This is a genomic window from Serratia nematodiphila DZ0503SBS1 (assembly GCF_000738675.1).
GTDB lineage: Bacteria > Pseudomonadota > Gammaproteobacteria > Enterobacterales > Enterobacteriaceae > Serratia > Serratia nematodiphila.
Genome location: NZ_JPUX01000001.1, coordinates 4,053,990 through 4,072,553, shown reverse-complemented (window position 1 = coordinate 4,072,553; position 18,564 = coordinate 4,053,990). Strand labels below are relative to the sequence as shown.

Below are 18,564 nucleotides of genomic sequence, written 5' to 3'. Positions count from 1 at the left end.
CATCATGAGTAACGTAAAGATTGAGAAGCCGCTCTCCGCCGATTCAACGAGCAAGGGAACGCTGTTCTCCGGGCTGAGAGGCAAAATGCCGAAGGATACCGGCATCTTCATCGTGATGCTCGGCATCGCGCTGGTCTTCGAAATCCTCGGCTGGTACATGCGCGATCAGTCGTTCCTGCTGAACCCGAACCGCCTGCTGCTGATCGTGCTGCAGGTGGCGATCATCGGCATCATCGCGGTGGGCGTCACCCAGGTGATCATCACCACCGGCATCGATCTCTCCTCCGGTTCGCTGATTGCGCTGACTGCGGTGGTGGCGGCCAGCCTGGCGCAGACCTCGGACAGCATTTCGCCGATGTACCCGGGGCTGCTCGATCTGCCGGCGGCGATCCCGATCGGCGCGGGGATTGGGGTGGGCATTGTCTGCGGCTTTATCAACGGCTTCCTGATCACCCGCACCGGCATTCCGCCGTTCATCGCTACGCTGGGGATGATGGTATCGGCGCGCGGTCTGGCGCAGTACTACACCAAGGGTAACCCGGTCAGCTTCCTGTCGGACGGCTTCACGTCAATCGGCCAGGGCGCGATGCCGGTGATCATCTTCCTGGTGATTGCGGTGATCTTCCATATCGCGCTCAAACACACCCGCTATGGCAAATACATCTACGCCATCGGCGGCAACATGACCTCGGCGCGGGTGTCCGGCATCAACGTCAACAAATATCTGGTGACGGTTTACACCATCGCCGGCGGGTTGGCGGGGCTGGCGGGCGTGGTGCTGGCGGCGCGCGTCAGCAGCGGCCAGTCGAGCATGGGGATGTCGTACGAGCTGGACGCCATCGCCGCGGCGGTGATCGGCGGCAGCAGCCTGATGGGCGGCGTCGGGCGCATCACCGGCACGCTGATCGGCGCGGTGATCCTCGGCCTGATCAAAAGCGGCTTCACCTTTATCGGCGTCGATTCTTACATTCAGGACATCATCAAAGGCGTGATTATCGTCGCCGCCGTGTCGATCGACATGCGTCGCAACCGCAAGAAACACTGATTGCCGTGAATTGCCGCCGGCGCCAAGGTTGGCCGGCGGTGTTTTTTTACCGGGGGGCACATCATGAATTACCTGAAAGGGCTGTGGCTGGCGGTGGCGCTGTGTGCGTCCACCCCGGCATTGGCGCAAACCATCGGCGTATCGATGGCCTATTTCGACCAGAACTTCCTCACCATTATCCGCCAGGCGATCGACAAGGAGGCCAAGGCGCGCGGCATTACCGTGCAGTTCGAGGACGCGCGCGGCGACGTCGGCCGCCAGACCGACCAGGTGCAGAGTTTTATCAGCGCCGGGGTGGACGCGATTATCGTCGATCCGGTCAACTCGGCCAGCACGCCGGTGATGACCAAAATGGTGCAGGCCGCCGGCGTGCCGCTGGTGTACGTGAACCGCACGCCGGGGGACGCCAAACTGCCTCAGGGCGTGGTATTCGTCGGCTCCGACGAGCGGGAGTCCGGCACGCTGCAAATGGAGGAATTGGCGCGGCTGGCCAACTATCAGGGCAACGTGGCGGTGATGATCGGCAACCTGACCGACGCCGGCGCTCTGCAGCGCACCAAAGACGTGGAGCAGGTGGTGGCCAAGTACCCGAACATGAAGGTGGTGCAGAAGCAGAGCGCCAACTATTCACGCAGTGAAGGCATGGATCTGATGATGAACTGGCTGACCAACGGCGAAGCGATCGACATCGTCGCCGCCAACAACGACGAGATGGCGATCGGCGCGATCATGGCGCTGCAGCAGGCGGGCAAGGCGGACAAGAAAGTGCTGATCGGCGGCATCGACGCCACGCCGGACGGCCTCAAGGCGCTGGCCTCCGGCAAGATGCAGGTCACGGTGTTCCAGGACGCGATCGGGCAGGGCAAAGCCTCGGTCGATGTGGCGCAGCGCATGATCAACGGTGAAAAGCTTGAGCCGTATTACTGGATCCCGTTCGAGTTGGTGACGCCGGCCAATCAGGAGAAATACGCGGCCAAACCGTGAGTTCGCCGTCGGATCCGCGTTGCCGGGGCGCTGCTTGCAGCGCCTTTTTTATTGCGCCAATTGCATGTCCGCTTGCGGCCAGCGCGGCGTCGAACCTTGCCTCACACTGAGGATCTTTAAACAACGTGAGGATGAGCGATGAACGCATTAAACGGCAAGGTGGCGGTGATCGGCGGCGCCAGTTCGGGGATCGGCAAAGCGGCGGCGCTGCTGTTCGCCCGGCAGGGGGCGGCGCTGGTGTTGGGCGCCCGGCGCGCGCCGCTGTTGGCCGAGCTGGTGGAGGACATTCGGCGCGAGGGCGGCCGGGCATTGGCGGTGGCGGGTGACGTGCGCGATGAAGCCTTCGCCGAACGGCTGACGGCGACGGCGGTCGACGAATTCGGCGGCCTGGATATCGCCTTCAACAACGCCGGCACGTTGGGGCCGCTGGGGTCGTCGCTGGCGCTCAGCGCGTCAGAATGGCGCGAGGTGCTGGAAACTAACCTGTCCAGCGCCTATTACGGCGCCAGGCATCAAATTCCCGCCATGCTGGCGCGCGGCGCGGGCTCGGTGATCTTCACCTCCACGTTCGTCGGCCACACCGCGGCGTTTCCCGGCACGGCGGCCTATGCGGCCGGCAAATCGGGGCTGATCGGCCTGACGCAGGCGCTGGCGGTGGAGTTTGGCGGGCGCGGCATTCGGGTGAACGCGCTGCTGCCGGGAGGCACCGATACGGCGATGGGGCGGCAGATGAGCAATACCCCGGAAGCCTTGGCGCAGGTGGCCGACCTGCACGCGCTGAAGCGGCTGGCGATGCCGGAGGAGATCGCGCAGGCGGCGCTGTATTTGGCGTCTGACGCTTCCTCGTTTGTCACCGGCACCGCGATGCTGGTGGACGGCGGCGTGTCCATTCAGCGCGGCTGAGGTTGGCATGGCCCGTGGCCTGGCGCCACGGGCATGCGGGAGAGCGTTACCAGCCTTTGACGGCGTCGCCCTTGTAGATGTCGGCGGCGCTGGCCGCCACTTCGTCGGTCTGATAGGCCTTGACCAGATCCTTCACTTTCTCGCTGTCTTTGTTGTCGATGCGGCTGGCGAAGATGTTGACGTACGGCGAGTTTTTGTCTTCGACAAACAGCCCGTCCTTGGCCGGCGACAGGCCAATCTGGCTGGAATAGTTGGTGTTGATGATCGCCAGCGTCACCTGTTGGTCGTCCAGCGCGCGCGGCAGCTGCGGCGCTTCAATCTCGACGATCTTCAGCTTTTTCGGGTTGCCGACGATGTCCAGCGCGGTCGGCAGCAGGCCGACGCCGTCTTTCAGGGTGATCAGCCCCTGTTTTTGCAACAGCAGCAGCGAGCGGCCCAGGTTGGTCGGATCGTTCGGCACCGCCACCTGCGCGCCGTTCGGCAGCTGGCTGAGCGCGGTTATCTTCTTCGAATACCCGGCGATCGGGTAGACGAAGGTGTTGCCCACCGCCGCCAGTTTGTAGCCGCGCTCCTGCATCTGCTTGTCCAGATACGGCTTGTGCTGGAAGGCGTTGACGTCCAGATCGCCGTTGTTCAGCGCTTCGTTCGGCAGCACGTAGTCGTTGAAGGTCACCACCTCCACGTCCAGATCGTATTTCTGCTTGGCGACCTTTTGCACCACCGCCCACAGCGACTGATCGATACCGGCGCTGATGCCGACCTTGATGTGGTGATCGTCCTGTGCCGTTGGGCCGCAGGCGGTCAGCAGCAGCGTGCCGGCGGCGGCCAGCGCCAGGGTGAGGTTTTTCAGCGTAAATGTCATTTTCCCAGGGTCCTTGTCAACATTGCCTGCTAATTTTGGCGGGCAGAATAGTGGCAGTGACTGTAGGTAATCGCTGGGCTAAAACAAAATACTGATTCACTATGACTCATAGCGATTAGCTATGAGCGGCCGCGGCCCGGTGCGGAGCGGATTGTTTTGACGGCGAATCGGCGGGCTTATTATGATAGCCGTTGGCCCGCGAGGGCAGACTGGGTACTGAAACGAAGGAAAAGACAATGCGATTGAACACTTGGAGCAAGGCGTTGCTGCCGCTGGTGGTGTTGGCCTGCGTCTCGGCGACTCAGGTTCGGGCGGCGGAGAGCGATACCGGGCCGATCCCTAAACAGCTGCTGGGCAACTGGCGCGTCAGCAAGATCGTGCCGACCCAAACCACCGGTTGCTGGGATCAGCAGCAGGCGCAGAGCCTGATCGGCGGTAAAATCAGCTACAAAGCGGATGCGTTCAGCTGGAACGGCACGGCGCTGAAAAGCGAAGGGGCCACCGTCAGCACCGTAGAAGCGCAGGAGTTTGTCGAGGACAATGCCGGCAGCAGCTCCTACATCGATTTCCCGATGCTGGGCATCAGCACGCCGTCGGTCGAGCGCGTGGCCATTCAGCACGCGGATACCGCCATCAAAGGCATCACCGATCAGGGCACCGATGGGGTGCCCGGCGATAACGTGCTGGTGAAAGATGCCAACACGCTGATCCTGTCGTTGTGCAACGTCTGGTTTGAGGCGCAGCGCGAGAAATAATTTTTTGCCTTCAGCCCCGGCGACGGGGCTTTCCCACCGCATCACCTCCCGCCACGAGCGCCATTTCTGAACTAAAATTAATCATAACGATATGACGCAGGCGTGATATCGGAGCCTCGGCTCAACCGAGTCCATGACAGGAGGCGCTATGTGTTACCACCATATTGTCATCGCCACCGATCTGAGCGATGACGGCAAACGGCTGGTCGAAAAGGGGGCGTTGCTGGCGGAGGCGCTGCAGGCCAAACTCTCGCTGATCTATGTGGACGTCCACTACGACACCTACCACGCGGCGATCGGCTTTTCGGAGCGCAGTTATGACGGCGTGCCGTTCGAAGAGAAGATCCGCAAAGAGCTGGAACCCACCACGCAAAACGTCAATTACCCGATCGCGGAAGTGATTATCGGGCGCGGCGGCTTCGTTGACGAACTGCGCACGGCGGTCGTGGACAAGAACATCGATCTTCTGGTGTTCGGCCATCACCACGATCTGTGGAGCAACCTGTTTTCTTCTACCCGCAACGCCATCAACCAGCTGAATATCGACGTGCTGGTGATCCCGATCCGTTCGTAAGCGCGATTTGCCGGCGATCATTCTTCATCCATTCACTCCGCGCCGCGGCGCGGAGTTTTCTCGAGGCAAAAATTTGCCTTGTTTGCTTGCATAATACATAAGTGAATACTAATGTGTTTGTATGAACGAAAATGACATCTTCAAGGCGTTGGCCGATCCGACTCGCCGCAGCATCTTCGACAAACTCGCTGTCGCCAGCATGAACGCCAGTGCGTTGCGCGAAGGGCTGCCCATCAGCCAGTCGGCGATGTCGCAACACCTGGCGGTGCTGCGCAACGCCGGACTGGTACGCGAGACGAGGCAGGGGCGCTGCGTCAATTACCAGGTCGACCCGGAAGGGCTGGCGCAGATCGCCCAGTGGCTGGCGAAGTACCGCGCCTACTGGCCGGCGCGCATCGACGCGCTGCAAACTTTGCTGAAGGACATGGATCAATGAACAAACAGGCTGAGCGGCCGCCGCGCGACCGGCTGGTGTTGGAATATTCGCTCGAGGCGCCGCCGGAAAAAGTGTGGCGGGCGCTCAGCGTTCCCGAATTGCGCGAGCAGTGGCTGCCGACGGGGGATCTGGCGCAGGCCGAGCCGCTGGCCGCCACGCCGGGTGAGGCGGTGAGCTATCGCCTGCGCGATGACCAACCGCCGTTTCTCGAAAGCGTCGTCACCCTGCAGATCGTGCCGGACGCCGGCGGCGGCAGCCTGCTGCGGATTATCCACCAGCTCGATGCCGCCAACGATGGCCCGCCGACGGTGATGCGCGCCGCCTGACGCGTTAAACACATTTCTCTTTGTTGCCAACCCAGGAGTTCACCGATGCGTGAGAAGATGATGCTCGTCCCGATGGTGGTGGAACAGACCAGCCGGGGAGAACGTTCCTTTGATATTTATTCGCGCCTGCTGCGCGATCGGATAGTGTTCCTTAACGGCGAAGTCAACGACGACGTGGCCGAAATGCTGTGTGCCCAGCTGCTGTTTCTGGAGGCGGAAAACCCGGAAAAACCCATCCATCTTTATATCAACTCGCCGGGCGGGGTGATCACCAGCGGGCTGGCGATTTACGACACCATGCAGTATATCCGCGCCCCGGTGCATACGCTGTGCATGGGCACCGCGCGCTCGATGGGCTCGTTCCTGCTGATGGCCGGCGAATCGGGGCACCGCATGGCGCTGCCTAATGCCAGCCTGCACGTGCACCAGCCGCTGGGCGGCTTTCAGGGGCAGGCCTCCGACATCTTGATCCACGCCGAAGAGATGAAGCGCACCAAAGACACGGTGATTCGGTTGTATGCCCAACATTGCGGCCTAAGCTATGAAGAGGTGGAGCGGGTGTTGGATCGCGATCGCTTTATGACCGCCGACGAAGCGGCGGCCTGGGGACTGATCGATCGGGTATTGCGTTATTAATAATAATATAGCCAGATACTGTTAATTTACAACAGTAGTGATCTGTTGAGATGCAGTTTAGTTTTAATATGTGGCGATTTTATAGGATGTTTATGATTTAACATGTTTTTTGTTTCAAGGGGCTGTTGTTTTTGATGATTTACTCTGAGGAAGCTATCCCAGTGAGGCATGGATTATGTCAGTGATTTATTTTCGATAGATGATATTAATGATATATTCAAAGGTGAGTATGAGTATTTGAATCTCGTAGCCCCTTTCAAAGGGGCTTTTGTAGTCATCAATTATGATAATTGCTAAGGATATTGAATTCTAGTTGGTGACCCCTTGTATAAAGCGGTGTTATTAGACCATCTTAATGAACCATATCCTCCCATAAGTCGATGCGCTATCCAACGGCTATCTATAAGTTCCTCTTCATGAGCTCTATTTACAAGAAGTAGTCGGTACATAAACTCAAGCCACTCCTTCGGTGATATTAGTGTATTCGAGTATGCATGGTAAGAGGTCCCGCTATGATAAATAGCCATGTTTGCTATTACTTTATGCGGAAGGTAATATCTCATTCTATCGAAAATATCTGTTCCTGATAGCCTTTTACACATGAAGTCTATCATGGGAATATGATATTTCCTGTTTTTTATTATGACGCTGGAGTTTATTGCCAACTCTTGTTTTTCCGCAAGAGAATGTAGCATGTCCTCAAGCCAATCACTGTTTATTTTGAATGAATCAATTTTTATCACCTGTCTTTCATCAAATAAAGAATCCGGGGTATATATATATTTGCTAAAGGAAAATATAGCACCTTCTTTCTTGAATAGATGCTTTACAAATTGATAGGGGTGGTTTTCTAAGGTCATTTTATTTTAATCCCCTCTAGTATTTGATATGTTTCTAAAGAAAAATCATCAGTCATTCCAGAGATGAAGTCAACAACTAGATGCTGTCTTGCCTGCATTTCGTCACTATCACATCTGTTTCTAGCCTCTTTATACTTTTCAACATAACTCCACGGGAGTCTATTAAATATTCTTGATTCGAAATCTAATTTTCTTGCCCTGATTGCTTTTTTGTCTTTATTAACCAATAATTCGAATTTATCATGATCTAAAACCAATAGTTCATTAAAGTGAGATAAAAGTCCTTTTATAACACATCTCCCAGACAACTCTATTTTTTCAATTTCTTCGTGGCAGTATATATTATCTCTTGCAAAGTTGTTGACCTGGCTCAAAAGCTCACCAATTTCACTTTTTTTATTTATTAATTTCACATTGCCACCTTCCATTATCTCGTCTAGGTTTATTGTGAAGTTATCAGCGGCATGTGCCACTAGATCATTAATTATTGATGTCTTAAAATTGACCATGGGATTTATGCTGGCATTTCTCTCGAAACGAGCAGGTCCGAATTCACTTTTTATTTCTTCTATTCTAAATAATTTTTTCTCCAAGCCATCCTCAAGATCACTCATCGAATAGGCGATTTCATCGGCTGCATCCATTAGTAACATTAAAGGGAATTTTTTACCTACATTCCATTTAAGAGATTCACATGCCATTTCGTACGACGGATATTCACTGGTAAACATTCCTATTTTATTTTCGTCTGGATTATCTATGTATGTCCAAGGATACTTGACAATTGAAAGTAAAAGACTCGTTGTTAAATTGAATCCATATGAGTCATGGCCATTTAAAAAACTGACCAACCGAAATCCTTGTGGATTACCATCAAAGTTACTGAGGTTTTCGTTACTGTGCTTGTGGCTAAAGAACTCTTTTATTGCAGACTCGCCAAGGTGGCCAAAAGGAGGGTTACCTATATCATGAAGTAAACAGGCAGTTTCAACAGTGTTAACAAATGATGTTAGCTCTCTGTAGCCTGTATCTGTATTAGCAGCTTTTTTTACGATACTTTGAGCCAGGTATCGTCCTAATTGAGATACCTCTATAGAGTGGGTCAATCTGGAGCGAACAGCTGCATTTGACTCTAAAGAAAACACTTGAGCCTTTTGCTGAAGACGGCGGAATGACGCAGAATTTATTACTCTACCTTTATCGCTTTCAGTAGCTATTAATAAATCACCATTACCAGTATTTGATGTGCGAAGTCTATCCGAGGACACTAGTGATAAGATCTTATTGAATTGATTCTTTTCCATGATTATCTCCTTTTGTTCTTTAACTAATTTATATGTGAATTATATATTTTATTTTTCATCTGGTAAATGGTTTTTTATGGATAAATCTGGTTTCTGATGTAGAATTGAGATCGTGAAATACATTTTTAATGAGTCAATTATCCATGTCAACTTAATATCTATGTAAAAGCAAATCTCATCTATAAGACGATGAGAGAACACATAACATTGCGGTCTGAGTTATGAAGCAGCGTGATCGATAGGGTATTGCGGGCGCGGTGAGTGTCGGCCCCGATAGCTGAATGAAGGGGGCAATATCATTGGTAGGTGAGCGCCGTTGAGGTGGTCCAGCCTCGCTGACCGGCACATTCGCCGATAATGATGGCGATCTCTTTCCATTCTGCATTGCCGATGTTCATTGCAGCGCTTTTACCCGTCAATGTGACCTGTGTGCCGGCGATGAGCTGGCAAATATGTTTGGTGGGCTCCAACAAGTTATCCATATTGGGTTGAGTAATTAATGGCATCGGGCCGCTTCAGCACTAGCTGAGGCGCCTTTTAACCGGGTGTGTTGGTGATGGTGATATTTTCGCAATTATTTCCAATCGTCGTATTCGCACTGCCATTAACGAACTGACTGCGTGTTTCCGTTGAAGACGAAAAGGCAGAATAACCAGCGTAGAGGGTATCGATAATTTTGGCTATACCCGCGAGGATGGGGAGTTTATTGTGCAGGATACTTCTCTATGGGTATTTGTTATATTGATGTTTGGTAAATATACCTTTCTCTACTAAATGGGTAAAGTGTAACTGAAAATATAATTAATTGAGTTTTAAAATGCATTTTTGATTAATTATTCAACAAATCTATGATTATAAATGGGAATATTCTAATTATTGTATTTGGTTGTTTCCTTCAGCAATAAAACCAAATTGGAGCGCATACTTCATCTTCCTCGCAGTTATTAATGCAGTGGTCTTTATTTTTTCCCTTATTTAACAGTGTGGTTAGCCATTCTGTATCTCGCTTTTGCACACTTCATTTTGCCTCTTTTTTTGAACCAGTAATACCTTTTTCTCTTCATGGGTAATTGTTATGAATTTGTTTCCGATCACAAATTGAGCAATTTTATATTGCCATGATCTTGTCTATACAACTATATACTTGAGACAAAACGAATGACCAATAACCAGCTGGACTTTACGTGGTTAATTTTTTTGGGGTGTTTAATTTTACGATTTAATAATGTCTAAGTATTAATTCATTTTTATTTTGAATGAAATTGATGGGTTGAATGTCAATTTACCGTATATCACGTGCTAATCGGGATTTTACGCTTCAAGGAGATAGTCGAACATGAAACTTGGCGCATTTTTAATGCCGGCACATCCGCGTTATCGCTCGTTGCACGATGGGCATTACCACGATCTTGATACCTTGAGTTTTTTGGACAAAATCGGCTTCGATGAGGCCTGGATTGGCGAGCATTATACGATGCCGGCTGAACCGTGCCCTTCTCCAGATTTACTCATTGCTCAAGCCATTTTGCAGACTGAGCGCATAAAATTGGCGCCGGGCGCCTTTATGCTGCCGTTTCATCATCCAGCCGAGTTGGCTCACCGCATTTGCTGGCTGGATCATATCTCTAAGGGGCGATTAATGGTGGGAATTGGCGCCAGCGGTACCACTTTGGATCTCGACATGTTCGACATAGATCATAAGTCGGGTGTGCATCGGGAGATGACGGCAGAATCGATAGCGATCATGATGCGATTTTGGAATAGCGATGGGCCATTCGAATTTAAAGGTAAGTATTGGACAGCGCGTCGGCCGGCGGATCAGTGGGATAAAACCTCCGGTTATCACCTCAAGCCCTATCAATCACCCCATCCGCCAGTAGGAGTGACCGGCCTTTCACCTTCATCCTCGACGTTGAAGATTGCCGGTCGTAATGGCTGGATCCCTATCAGCTTTTGTTTTACACCGCAGTATCTTCATACCCATTGGCAAGTTGTTGAAGAGGGCGCTGCGTTGAATGGAAGGGCGCCGCCGGCCAGGGATACGTGGCGTGTCAGTCGTCCTATTCTGATCGCTGACACAGATGCGCAAGCGTGGCGGCTCGCCGTCGAAGGCGAGATGGGACGCTACTTTCGTGAGGATTACTTGCCGATGATCGCCGGCAACAAGGCGCTTGGTTTGTTCAAACACCATCCTGATGTGCCAGACAGTGAAGTCACCGTCGAGTATTGCGCCAAGCATTGTTGGCTCCTTGGCTCGCCGGAGACGGTACGTGAACGCATAGAAGAAATGCAGACGCTGTCGGGCGGATTCGGCGTGTTGCATGTCATGGGGTTCGATCATTTGGATGAATTGGAACCCGTGCGCGAAAGCCATCGCGCATTGCAAGAGATCGCCACGAAATATTTCGCCTGACTCAGGCCGAATATCGGCACCGTGCGGTCATTCATGGAGAGAAAGATGCAACGTCAAAAAACAACTCTGCCCCCCAATCGGACACGTCGATTCGCCGTTTTGGTGATCGACATGCAATACGACTTTCTGGATGAAGGTGGTCCTGTTCCTTGCGAAGGAGGGAGGGCGATTATCGCGCCGCTGCAAGTTTTATTGAACTTTGCGCGCGGTGCGGGCATCCCGGTGATCTATACCCAGGAAAGTCACCGCGTCAACCGTGTGGACTTCGGCCGGGAGCTTGACTACGGCGAGACACTTCATTGCCTCGAAGGGAGCCGTGGCGTTGAGATCATCGCAGACTTGTCCCCACAGGTTGGCGATCAGGTATTAATCAAACGCCGTTACAGTGCGTTCTTCGCCACCGATTTGGATCTTTTGCTGCGCGGGATAGGGGTAGATACCGTCGTTCTGACCGGTGTTGCCACGGATGTTTGTGTTCGTGCAACTGCTCAGGACGCCATGCAATTAGATTATCGCGTCATAGTGCCGCGCGAGTGCGTCGCGGGCACGCGTCATGTGCGACATGAGGCGGCGCTTGAGAACATCGGTTATGTATTTGGCCGTATTCAGAGCTTGGCAGAGGTTATGAATCTCTTGCGGGTGGGGTTGGAGGAGGCATGAGCGCAACGCTGTCGATAAAACCACTGGAAGAGCGATTCAGAAACGTCTTGCAAATCTTGGTTGAAAAACGGCTTAGCTTGAGCCGGGAACAGACCCGAGATCTGGTTCAGGCCATGCTGGAACTGCAATTGGACGATATGCAGATCGGCGCGTTGCTCGTCGCCATGGCGCAAAAGGGAGAATCCGCTGACGAGATCGCCGGTGCGGTTGACGCAATAGCGGCACGTTGCCGGCCATTGGCATGCGGCTTGCCGCTTACGTTGAATATCGGTGGCACCGGAGGAGACCGGAGCGGGACCTTCAATATTTCCACCACGGCAGCCTTGGTTGTGGCCGCGGCCGGGGTGCCAGTGATCAAGCATGGCAATAGTCACGTGACCAGCGTCAGCGGCAGCAGCGACATGATGTCGGCGTTGGGCATTGATGTTTCGCGCAAGGGTGATGAAGCGTGGCTGCGGCGGTCGTTGGCAACGAGCAACTTCGCGTTTCTCTCTACTTCGTCTTGGTATGCGTTTCCTGAACGGCTGACTGCCGTACGGCGCGCTTTGGGTGTTCGTAGCCTGTTTAATCTGAGTGGGCCGTTGGTTCATCCCGCTAACGTGACGCACCAACTGATAGGCGTTGCGCATGCTTCGCTTTTGTATCCCATGGCTGAGGCGCTGGTGAGGTTGGGCGGGGTGACGGCTTTTATCGTACATGGTGCCGGAGATTTGGATGAAGTCAGCTGCCTCGGAGAAACCCAGGTCCTGTGTGTCAGTGATGGCTGTATAGGTCGGTTTTCCGTGCAGCCGGATGATTTTGAGGTTCCAGCCTGTGAATTACGGGCGCTGCGAGGTGGTTCTGCGGAGCGTAACGCGAAAATCTGCCTGGCAGTGCTTAACGGCGAACAGGGTGCCCATCGTAACGCGACTATAGTGAGCGCCGCGACGGCGCTGGTGTTGGCTGGCAAAACGCACTCCTTTGGCGAAGCGGCGAAACTCGTGCGGCAAGTATTGGATAACGGGCGGGCGTATCAGGTTCTTAAACGATTCAAGGAGACGATGAATGAGAACGAGAGTGAAAGTCTGCGGCATCACACACCATGAGGATGCTTTGGCGGCGCTAAACGCGGGGGCCGATGCGTTGGGGTTCATTTTTTCACCGAGCTCACGTCAAGTTTCGCCAGAGGACGCTCGTTTGATCATTGAACGATTGCCACCGTTTACTCAGATGGTCGGCGTGTTTGTCAATGAGCCCAGGGAGCGAGTGCAGCGCATTATTCGCTATTGCCGGCTGACGGCGATTCAGCTTCAGGGTGACGAAACGAATGAGTATTGCCAGGCATTTGATGTCCCGGTCATTAAGAGTTTCCATCTCGACGGCACTTTGGCGCTGGAGAGGATAAATGGTTATCAGGTCAGTGCATATCTATTGGACACGCAGGTTGAGGGGCTGAGCGGCGGCTCTGGAAAAACATTCGATTGGGTTTTGTTGAAAAACAAAACATTTGCGCGGCCAGTAATTGTTGCGGGCGGACTGCACACCGGCAATGTCAGCCATCTGATTCAGCATTACTTCCCCACGGCCATTGATGTCTGTTCTGGCGTCTCCCGGTCCGCGCGCCGTAAGGACCCTGTGCGACTCCAAACCTTTTTTGACGCTGTCGCCTATGCCGATCGGCTTCGCGTGCAGGTGCCGGCTGAGAGTGGGCAAGAGGACATCCTCAAGGCCTCTTTTGATCGGCAGCCTTTGGTGGAGATTCAGGGGCGGCGATTTTTGTTGAATGCCCTGACGGAACAGATCCCCGCAACCCCGGCTGAACTCTTGCGTGAAGCAGCCAGGCTAGTCTGTTATGCGGCGCAATTTCCGCCGGGTACCAAGCTGGTGGGGGAGGAAGACAAAGGGGGCGGTTTATTGGCTGCCGTTTCGTTGCTTTCAGGCCTGCCATACGGCATTGCTCGCTGGTATCCATCCGGCCTTGAAGGGCAGGTACAGGTTGACTTCGATTGCGAATATACCGGCGGCAGTCTCTTTTTGAACGGTGTGGAGCCAGGAGACAACGTTTACATCGTGGACGATCTCATCAGCACAGGTGGAACATTGGTGGGATTAATCTCCGCAGTGCGTAAAGCCGGAGCCGAAGTATCAGGCATCTTATGCGTGGTGGAAAAACGCAACTATGGTGGAGCCAGGCGTGTGTTCGAGGCGACGGGGATCTCGGTGCAATCGCTTATTGAAGTGGATGTGAGCGGCGAGCATTCGATCGTTGTGGGCGTCAATTATTAAATAAAAAGGAGGCTGTGATGGTCAAGGAAGGGCAGTTTCGCGGTTGGTACATGGTCGGCGCCGTTCATCTTTTGCTGGCGGTTATTTTTGGTGCGGCCTATTCATTCGGAGCATTTTTTACTGCATTACAGACGAACTTTGACGCTGGGCGTTTTTCTACCGCCTCAATCTTCTCGCTGACGGCGTTAATTTACTATGCCGTTGGGGTATTTTCCGGTGCCTGGAGCGATCGTACTTCGGTGAGGACGGTAACCGGCATCGGTATTTTACTGCTTTCGCTGGGATTCTTCGGCAGTAGCCTGCTGGCATCGTCACTGACGGCATTTTTGCTCACGTTTTGCCTGTTGGTAGGGGTTGGCGTCGGATTGGTTTACGTGCCGGCTGTTTCAACCATCCAACGTTGGTTCGTCGTTCATCGCAGCTCGGCTTCCGGCCTGGCGCTGGCCGGCACCGGCTTGGGAACGCTGGTGGGGCCGATGGTGGCCGGTGGGCTGATGCAACATTTGTCCTGGCAAAGCACTCTGCAAATTTATGCCGTCGCTATCGCCGTATTGGGGTTGGCTGCCGCCTTCATTTTACGAGGCCGGCCAGAGGACGTGGGCGAATATCCCGATGGGCTTCGTCCCGTTGAGGTGACATCAATACCGGGTTCCGCGTTTAACGGTAGCGTTACGTTGCGAGAAGCGGCGAGACAGGCTCAGTTTTGGTGGTTTTTTATCGCGATATTTTTCGGTTCGATCGGGCTGTTTCTGGCATTGGTTCATATCAATCCTTATGCGCTGCAACAGGGGCTAAATTCAACGCAGGCCAATCTGCTCATCGGCTTGATCGGCGTGGGCAATATCGGCGGCCGTCTGGTTTTGGGGCGGATAGGCGATCGCATGGGCGCGCGACGTTTTTTGGTCATTGTTACGTTGAGTTTGGCCGTGTTGTGCGGCTTTTGGAGTGTGGCGCACAGCTTTACCGCGCTTGCGATTTTCGCGTTGTTATTCGGCGCGGCCAACGGCGGCTGTATTGCGCTGTATCCGGCGGTGGCCAGTACATGGTTCGGCACCGCCAATCTGGGCGCCATTCTGGGGGCGTTGTATATCGCGGTGGGGATCGCCGCCGTTGGCGGGGGCAGCGCCGCCGGTTGGCTGTATGATCTGTATCAGAGTTACACGTTGTCCATTGCGTTGGCCGGCATGGCGGCGCTGTTGTCTGCGTTGGGGATCGTCTTGGCTTCTCGCTGTACTTCCCGGATGGGATGAGGGGGAGTCAAATGCTATTGCCTAATGACTTGCGCTCTGCCTTGGCGCTGTTGCGGCAAACAGGGGATGAAATCACCCTGGTGAAGAGATCGATTTCTCCCGAGGTGGAGATGATTGAAGATTTTCTCGATGCCTATCGCCAGCCTGGCGGTTCCTGGTTTGCCGATGAGCAACCGTTACGGCTTTATCGACGACCAACACGGGGCGAGTTTCCCGTTTTGATGGGGATGTTTGGCAATCGTCGCCGTTGTAGGTTGTTTTTGGATCCCTACGGACGTTATTCCTCAGAAATATCAAATGCTCAGTTGCTGCTGCAGGCGGCGAGTAGTCCGATAGCACCCAGATTACTGGGCGGGGATAAACGCAACTTTCGCAACGTGCGTAAGCCTGCTGAAATCCTGGATTTGCTGCCGATCCTACGTTATCTGCAAGATGATCCTGGGCCGACGGTGACGTTGGGGTTGATCTATGCGCACGATAATCGAACCGGAGCCGCGAATTATTCTTACCACCGAATTACCTTCAAAGAGGATTCCGCAGTGGTGTCGATTGACTCTCGTGGTCACTTGCAACACATGCTTTCGACACATCTGGCGCGCGGAGAGCGACTGCCGATTTCCGTCAATATTGGGCTTGATCCGGCCATTTATCTGGCTTCGACATTGACTCGGCCTTGTCTTTCTTACGGTAGCGACGAGTTAGGCGTTGCGGGGGCCCTGCGCAGCAATGCGGTCGAGGTTGCGCCATGTCGCGCCAATACGGGGCGATATATCGCCCATGCCGAGATCGTTATAGAAGGGATGTTGAGTGCGGAAAAAGAGCCGGAGGCAGCAGAGGTGGCCGGTTTTTCCTTACCTGAATATCTCGGTTATCGCTCGCCATGCGGTATGGCCACAACACTGCAGGTTCAGGCGGTAAGCTACCGCGCCGGGGCGATATATCAGACGCTGTCGGGTCCTGGAGTGGAGCAATCCATTCTGCTTGGTTTAGGCCAAGAGTGTTCGCTGCTCGCCCGACTAAAAACAGAAGGGCTTGAGAGGTTGTTTTGTCGAGTCGCGGCTCTGCCTTCCGGCGGCGGTCACTTGCTTACCGTATTGCAAGTCGCTAAACGCGCTTGCGGTGACGATCTGTGCGTTATCGAAGCAGCCAAGAGATTGCTCGGCGAAGTGCCGTCACTCAAAAATGTGTTACTGGTGGATGAGGATGTTGACCCTTATTCGGAGCGTGATGTCCTCTGGGCTATGAGTACGCGCGCCCGACTTGAACGCGACATTCACGTTAGCGCTTTGCTGCCCGGCACTTCCCTTGATCCCTCGCAATTGCCGCTTTATGGCGGGAGTGATGCGAATGGGTTCGTCAATAAATGCGTCGTTGATTGTACGGTTCCTTTTAGCTCTCGGCGGCGTTTTCAACGGGCGTTTTAATGTGAGCGGTACGCCTTTCTGTAGCCTGCCTGACTAGGCTGGCGAACCATGATGTCTGTCATGTTGAAGGAGACAAGCCATGACGAATACTCTCGATCCTCGTTTCGATTCCACCCGGAATATTTGTGCTCCCAGGGGCAATCAATTGACCTGCAAAAATTGGCTGACTGAGGCGGCCTATCGCATGATTCAAAATAATTTGGATCCCGACGTCGCCGAAAACCCGCAAGGGTTGGTCGTGTATGGCGGTATCGGTCGCGCTGCTCGCAATTGGCAATGTTACGATCAGATTTTAGCCTCACTTAAAGCGCTCAATGAAGACGAAACTCTGTTGGTTCAATCCGGAAAGCCGGTTGGTGTATTCCGCACCCATACCGATGCTCCCCGAGTGTTAATCGCCAATTCTAATTTGGTTCCACAGTGGGCCAATTGGGAACACTTCAGCGAGCTTGATCGCAAGGGATTGTTCATGTACGGGCAGATGACGGCCGGTAGTTGGATCTACATAGGTAGTCAGGGCATTGTGCAGGGTACGTTTGAAACGTTTGCTGAAGCGGGCCGCCAGCACTATGGCGGGGATCTGACAGGACGCTGGATCCTTACCGCCGGGCTGGGGGGCATGGGCGGGGCGCAGCCGTTAGCGGCGACATTGGCCGGCGCGGTTTCTTTGAATATAGAGTGCCAGCAGAGTAGCCTGGATTTTCGTTTGCGCACGCGCTATCTCGATAAGCAGGCAAAAGACCTGGATGAAGCTATCGCTTTGGTTAAGGAATACACGGCGGCCGGACAGGCGATTTCTATAGGGCTGCTAGGCAATGCCGCAGAGGTGTTGCCTGAGCTGGTCAAACGCGCGCGTGCAGGCGGTATCCGGCCCGATCTGGTTACCGATCAGACCTCTGCGCACGACTTGATCCACGGTTATTTGCCGGTTGGATGGAGCGTGGCGCAGTGGAAAGCAGCGCAACGCGATCCGGCGCAACATGCCCGATTGTCTGACGCTGCAGCCGGTAGCTGCGCCATTCATGTGCAGGCTATGCTTGATTTCGTTGACATGGGGGTGCCGGCCGTTGATTACGGTAACAACATTCGCCAGGTCGCACGCGACATGGGCGTGGAAAATGCTTTCGATTTTCCTGGCTTCGTACCGGCTTATATTCGCCCGCTGTTTTGCGAAGGCAAAGGACCGTTTCGTTGGGTAGCGTTATCTGGCGATCCGGAAGATATCTACAAAACGGACGCCAAGGTTAAAGCGCTGTTTCCTGAAAACCAGCATATCCATCGTTGGCTGGACATGGCGCGTGAGCGCATTGCTTTCCAGGGGTTGCCGGCGCGCATCTGTTGGTTGGGGTTGGGCGAACGCCATCTGGCAGGCCTGGCTTTCAACGAGATGGTGCGCAGAGGGGAGCTTAGTGCACCGGTTGTTATCGGCCGAGATCATCTGGACACGGGTTCAGTCGCCAGCCCCAATCGTGAAACCGAAAGCATGAAGGATGGAACCGATGCCGTTTCCGATTGGCCGTTGCTGAATGCATTGCTCAATACTGCGGGCGGCGCTACCTGGGTGAGTTTGCATCATGGTGGCGGTGTGGGTATGGGATATTCACAGCACTCGGGAATGGTGATCGTGTGCGATGGCAGTGAGGAGGCTGACCGGCGGCTTGCTCGGGTGTTGGTCAACGACTGCGGTTCCGGCGTGATGCGCCATGCCGATGCCGGCTATGAGCAAGCCGTTGCCGCCGCGAAAAGGTTTGGATTGAAACTGCCGATGCTTTGAGAATCAGAGCTTATTGGGACTTTATAGCGGTTCTTATAGGGTGGAACCGCTATTTTTCTATAGGCCGATTTTCACACCATTGTGAGTATTTCA

19 protein-coding genes are annotated in these 18,564 nt (G+C 53.8%); 15 read left to right on the top strand and 4 right to left on the bottom strand.

Annotation, left to right across the window (positions count from 1 at the left end; all coding sequences use genetic code 11):
• Positions 1 to 4 precede the first annotated feature (4 nt).
• The 3 genes from JL05_RS18790 (at position 5) to JL05_RS18780 (ending at position 2,932) form a co-directional block, all read left to right on the top strand.
• Positions 5 to 1,045, top strand: a complete 1,041-nt coding sequence (locus JL05_RS18790; RefSeq protein WP_033633677.1) for an ABC transporter permease — start codon at positions 5 to 7, stop codon at positions 1,043 to 1,045.
• A 63-nt stretch (positions 1,046 to 1,108) separates the two neighbouring features.
• Positions 1,109 to 2,029: a sugar ABC transporter substrate-binding protein gene (locus tag JL05_RS18785; RefSeq protein WP_033633326.1), complete on the top strand. Its 921-nt coding sequence runs from the start codon at positions 1,109 to 1,111 to the stop codon at positions 2,027 to 2,029.
• Between the two features lie 138 nt (positions 2,030 to 2,167).
• Positions 2,168 to 2,932 carry an SDR family oxidoreductase gene (locus JL05_RS18780; RefSeq protein WP_033633325.1) on the top strand — a complete coding sequence of 255 codons (765 nt, stop codon included), beginning with the start codon at positions 2,168 to 2,170 and terminating at the stop codon, positions 2,930 to 2,932.
• A 46-nt stretch (positions 2,933 to 2,978) separates the two neighbouring features.
• On the opposite strand, the gene metQ is transcribed toward JL05_RS18780, so the two are convergent.
• Complete coding sequence (gene metQ / locus JL05_RS18775) at positions 2,979 to 3,794, bottom strand: methionine ABC transporter substrate-binding lipoprotein MetQ (protein ID WP_033633324.1); 816 nt, start codon at positions 3,792 to 3,794, stop codon at positions 2,979 to 2,981.
• 236 nt (positions 3,795 to 4,030) lie between these two features.
• Here metQ and JL05_RS18770 point away from each other — a divergent pair, with 236 nt between their 5' ends.
• The 5 genes from JL05_RS18770 to JL05_RS18750 all read left to right on the top strand — a co-directional run bounded on the left by JL05_RS18770 (position 4,031) and on the right by JL05_RS18750 (position 6,521).
• Complete coding sequence (locus tag JL05_RS18770) at positions 4,031 to 4,549, top strand: hypothetical protein (RefSeq protein ID WP_015377547.1); 519 nt, start codon at positions 4,031 to 4,033, stop codon at positions 4,547 to 4,549.
• A 148-nt stretch (positions 4,550 to 4,697) separates the two neighbouring features.
• Positions 4,698 to 5,123, top strand: a complete 426-nt coding sequence (locus tag JL05_RS18765) for a universal stress protein (RefSeq protein WP_015377548.1) — start codon at positions 4,698 to 4,700, stop codon at positions 5,121 to 5,123.
• Positions 5,124 to 5,244: 121 nt separating this feature from the next.
• Positions 5,245 to 5,559, top strand: coding sequence for an ArsR/SmtB family transcription factor (locus JL05_RS18760; RefSeq protein WP_004941008.1), 315 nt, complete (start codon positions 5,245 to 5,247; stop codon positions 5,557 to 5,559).
• Complete coding sequence (locus JL05_RS18755; protein ID WP_015377555.1) at positions 5,556 to 5,885, top strand: SRPBCC family protein; 330 nt, start codon at positions 5,556 to 5,558, stop codon at positions 5,883 to 5,885. The genes JL05_RS18760 and JL05_RS18755 overlap by 4 nt, the downstream gene beginning before the upstream one ends.
• Positions 5,886 to 5,930: 45 nt before the next feature.
• Positions 5,931 to 6,521: an ATP-dependent Clp protease proteolytic subunit gene (locus JL05_RS18750; protein ID WP_033633323.1), complete on the top strand. Its 591-nt coding sequence runs from the start codon at positions 5,931 to 5,933 to the stop codon at positions 6,519 to 6,521.
• 293 nt (positions 6,522 to 6,814) lie between these two features.
• On the opposite strand, the gene JL05_RS25455 is transcribed toward JL05_RS18750, so the two are convergent.
• The 3 genes from JL05_RS25455 to JL05_RS18740 form a co-directional block, all read right to left on the bottom strand.
• Entirely contained in the window at positions 6,815 to 7,381 is a 567-nt protein-coding gene (locus JL05_RS25455; protein WP_072010110.1) for a primase 1D-like protein, read from the bottom strand.
• Entirely contained in the window at positions 7,378 to 8,685 is a 1,308-nt protein-coding gene (dgt, locus tag JL05_RS24470) for a dGTP triphosphohydrolase (RefSeq protein WP_033633322.1), read from the bottom strand. Before dgt ends, JL05_RS25455 begins: the two co-directional genes overlap by 4 nt.
• A 296-nt stretch (positions 8,686 to 8,981) precedes the next feature.
• Entirely contained in the window at positions 8,982 to 9,191 is a 210-nt protein-coding gene (locus JL05_RS18740; protein ID WP_033633320.1) for a hypothetical protein, read from the bottom strand.
• An 830-nt stretch (positions 9,192 to 10,021) separates the two neighbouring features.
• On the opposite strand from JL05_RS18740, the gene JL05_RS18735 reads away from it, so the two are divergent.
• The 7 genes from JL05_RS18735 (at position 10,022) to hutU (ending at position 18,471) form a co-directional block, all read left to right on the top strand.
• A complete protein-coding gene (locus JL05_RS18735) occupies positions 10,022 to 11,098 on the top strand; it encodes an LLM class flavin-dependent oxidoreductase (protein WP_033633319.1) in 1,077 nt (358 codons plus the stop codon).
• Between the two features lie 45 nt (positions 11,099 to 11,143).
• A complete protein-coding gene (locus tag JL05_RS18730; protein ID WP_050501261.1) occupies positions 11,144 to 11,758 on the top strand; it encodes a cysteine hydrolase family protein in 615 nt (204 codons plus the stop codon).
• Entirely contained in the window at positions 11,755 to 12,843 is a 1,089-nt protein-coding gene (gene trpD / locus JL05_RS18725) for an anthranilate phosphoribosyltransferase (protein WP_050501260.1), read from the top strand. Before JL05_RS18730 ends, trpD begins: the two co-directional genes overlap by 4 nt.
• A complete protein-coding gene (gene trpF / locus JL05_RS25660; RefSeq protein WP_050501259.1) occupies positions 12,803 to 14,023 on the top strand; it encodes a phosphoribosylanthranilate isomerase in 1,221 nt (406 codons plus the stop codon). The genes trpD and trpF overlap by 41 nt, the downstream gene beginning before the upstream one ends.
• Before the next feature lie 17 nt (positions 14,024 to 14,040).
• Positions 14,041 to 15,273 (top strand): MFS transporter, encoded by a 1,233-nt coding sequence (locus JL05_RS18715; protein ID WP_033633318.1) that lies wholly within the window; start codon positions 14,041 to 14,043, stop codon positions 15,271 to 15,273.
• 11 nt (positions 15,274 to 15,284) lie between these two features.
• The gene (locus JL05_RS18710; protein WP_162180463.1) at positions 15,285 to 16,697 is read left to right on the top strand and encodes a UbiD family decarboxylase; all 1,413 of its coding nucleotides are present in this window, start codon (positions 15,285 to 15,287) and stop codon (positions 16,695 to 16,697) included.
• A 79-nt stretch (positions 16,698 to 16,776) separates the two neighbouring features.
• Positions 16,777 to 18,471, top strand: coding sequence for a urocanate hydratase (hutU, locus tag JL05_RS18705; protein WP_033633317.1), 1,695 nt, complete (start codon positions 16,777 to 16,779; stop codon positions 18,469 to 18,471).
• Positions 18,472 to 18,564: the final 93 nt, after the last annotated feature.

Excerpts from the sequence above, each read along its gene's own strand:
- trpF (WP_050501259.1), top strand. The coding sequence starts at position 12,803 with ATGAGAACGAGAGTGAAAGTCTGCGGCATCACACACCATGAGGATGCT.
- JL05_RS18710 (WP_162180463.1), top strand. The coding sequence starts at position 15,285 with ATGCTATTGCCTAATGACTTGCGCTCTGCCTTGGCGCTGTTGCGGCAA.
- JL05_RS18785 (WP_033633326.1), top strand. The coding sequence starts at position 1,109 with ATGAATTACCTGAAAGGGCTGTGGCTGGCGGTGGCGCTGTGTGCGTCC.
- JL05_RS18755 (WP_015377555.1), top strand. The coding sequence starts at position 5,556 with ATGAACAAACAGGCTGAGCGGCCGCCGCGCGACCGGCTGGTGTTGGAA.
- JL05_RS18760 (WP_004941008.1), top strand. The coding sequence starts at position 5,245 with ATGAACGAAAATGACATCTTCAAGGCGTTGGCCGATCCGACTCGCCGC.
- dgt (WP_033633322.1), bottom strand. The coding sequence starts at position 8,685 with ATGGAAAAGAATCAATTCAATAAGATCTTATCACTAGTGTCCTCGGAT.
- JL05_RS18740 (WP_033633320.1), bottom strand. The coding sequence starts at position 9,191 with ATGCCATTAATTACTCAACCCAATATGGATAACTTGTTGGAGCCCACC.
- JL05_RS18765 (WP_015377548.1), top strand. The coding sequence starts at position 4,698 with ATGTGTTACCACCATATTGTCATCGCCACCGATCTGAGCGATGACGGC.
- JL05_RS18715 (WP_033633318.1), top strand. The coding sequence starts at position 14,041 with ATGGTCAAGGAAGGGCAGTTTCGCGGTTGGTACATGGTCGGCGCCGTT.
- hutU (WP_033633317.1), top strand. The coding sequence starts at position 16,777 with ATGACGAATACTCTCGATCCTCGTTTCGATTCCACCCGGAATATTTGT.
- JL05_RS18770 (WP_015377547.1), top strand. The coding sequence starts at position 4,031 with ATGCGATTGAACACTTGGAGCAAGGCGTTGCTGCCGCTGGTGGTGTTG.
- JL05_RS18750 (WP_033633323.1), top strand. The coding sequence starts at position 5,931 with ATGCGTGAGAAGATGATGCTCGTCCCGATGGTGGTGGAACAGACCAGC.
- JL05_RS18735 (WP_033633319.1), top strand. The coding sequence starts at position 10,022 with ATGAAACTTGGCGCATTTTTAATGCCGGCACATCCGCGTTATCGCTCG.
- metQ (WP_033633324.1), bottom strand. The coding sequence starts at position 3,794 with ATGACATTTACGCTGAAAAACCTCACCCTGGCGCTGGCCGCCGCCGGC.
- JL05_RS18780 (WP_033633325.1), top strand. The coding sequence starts at position 2,168 with ATGAACGCATTAAACGGCAAGGTGGCGGTGATCGGCGGCGCCAGTTCG.
- JL05_RS25455 (WP_072010110.1), bottom strand. The coding sequence starts at position 7,381 with ATGACCTTAGAAAACCACCCCTATCAATTTGTAAAGCATCTATTCAAG.
- JL05_RS18730 (WP_050501261.1), top strand. The coding sequence starts at position 11,144 with ATGCAACGTCAAAAAACAACTCTGCCCCCCAATCGGACACGTCGATTC.
- trpD (WP_050501260.1), top strand. The coding sequence starts at position 11,755 with ATGAGCGCAACGCTGTCGATAAAACCACTGGAAGAGCGATTCAGAAAC.
- JL05_RS18790 (WP_033633677.1), top strand. The coding sequence starts at position 5 with ATGAGTAACGTAAAGATTGAGAAGCCGCTCTCCGCCGATTCAACGAGC.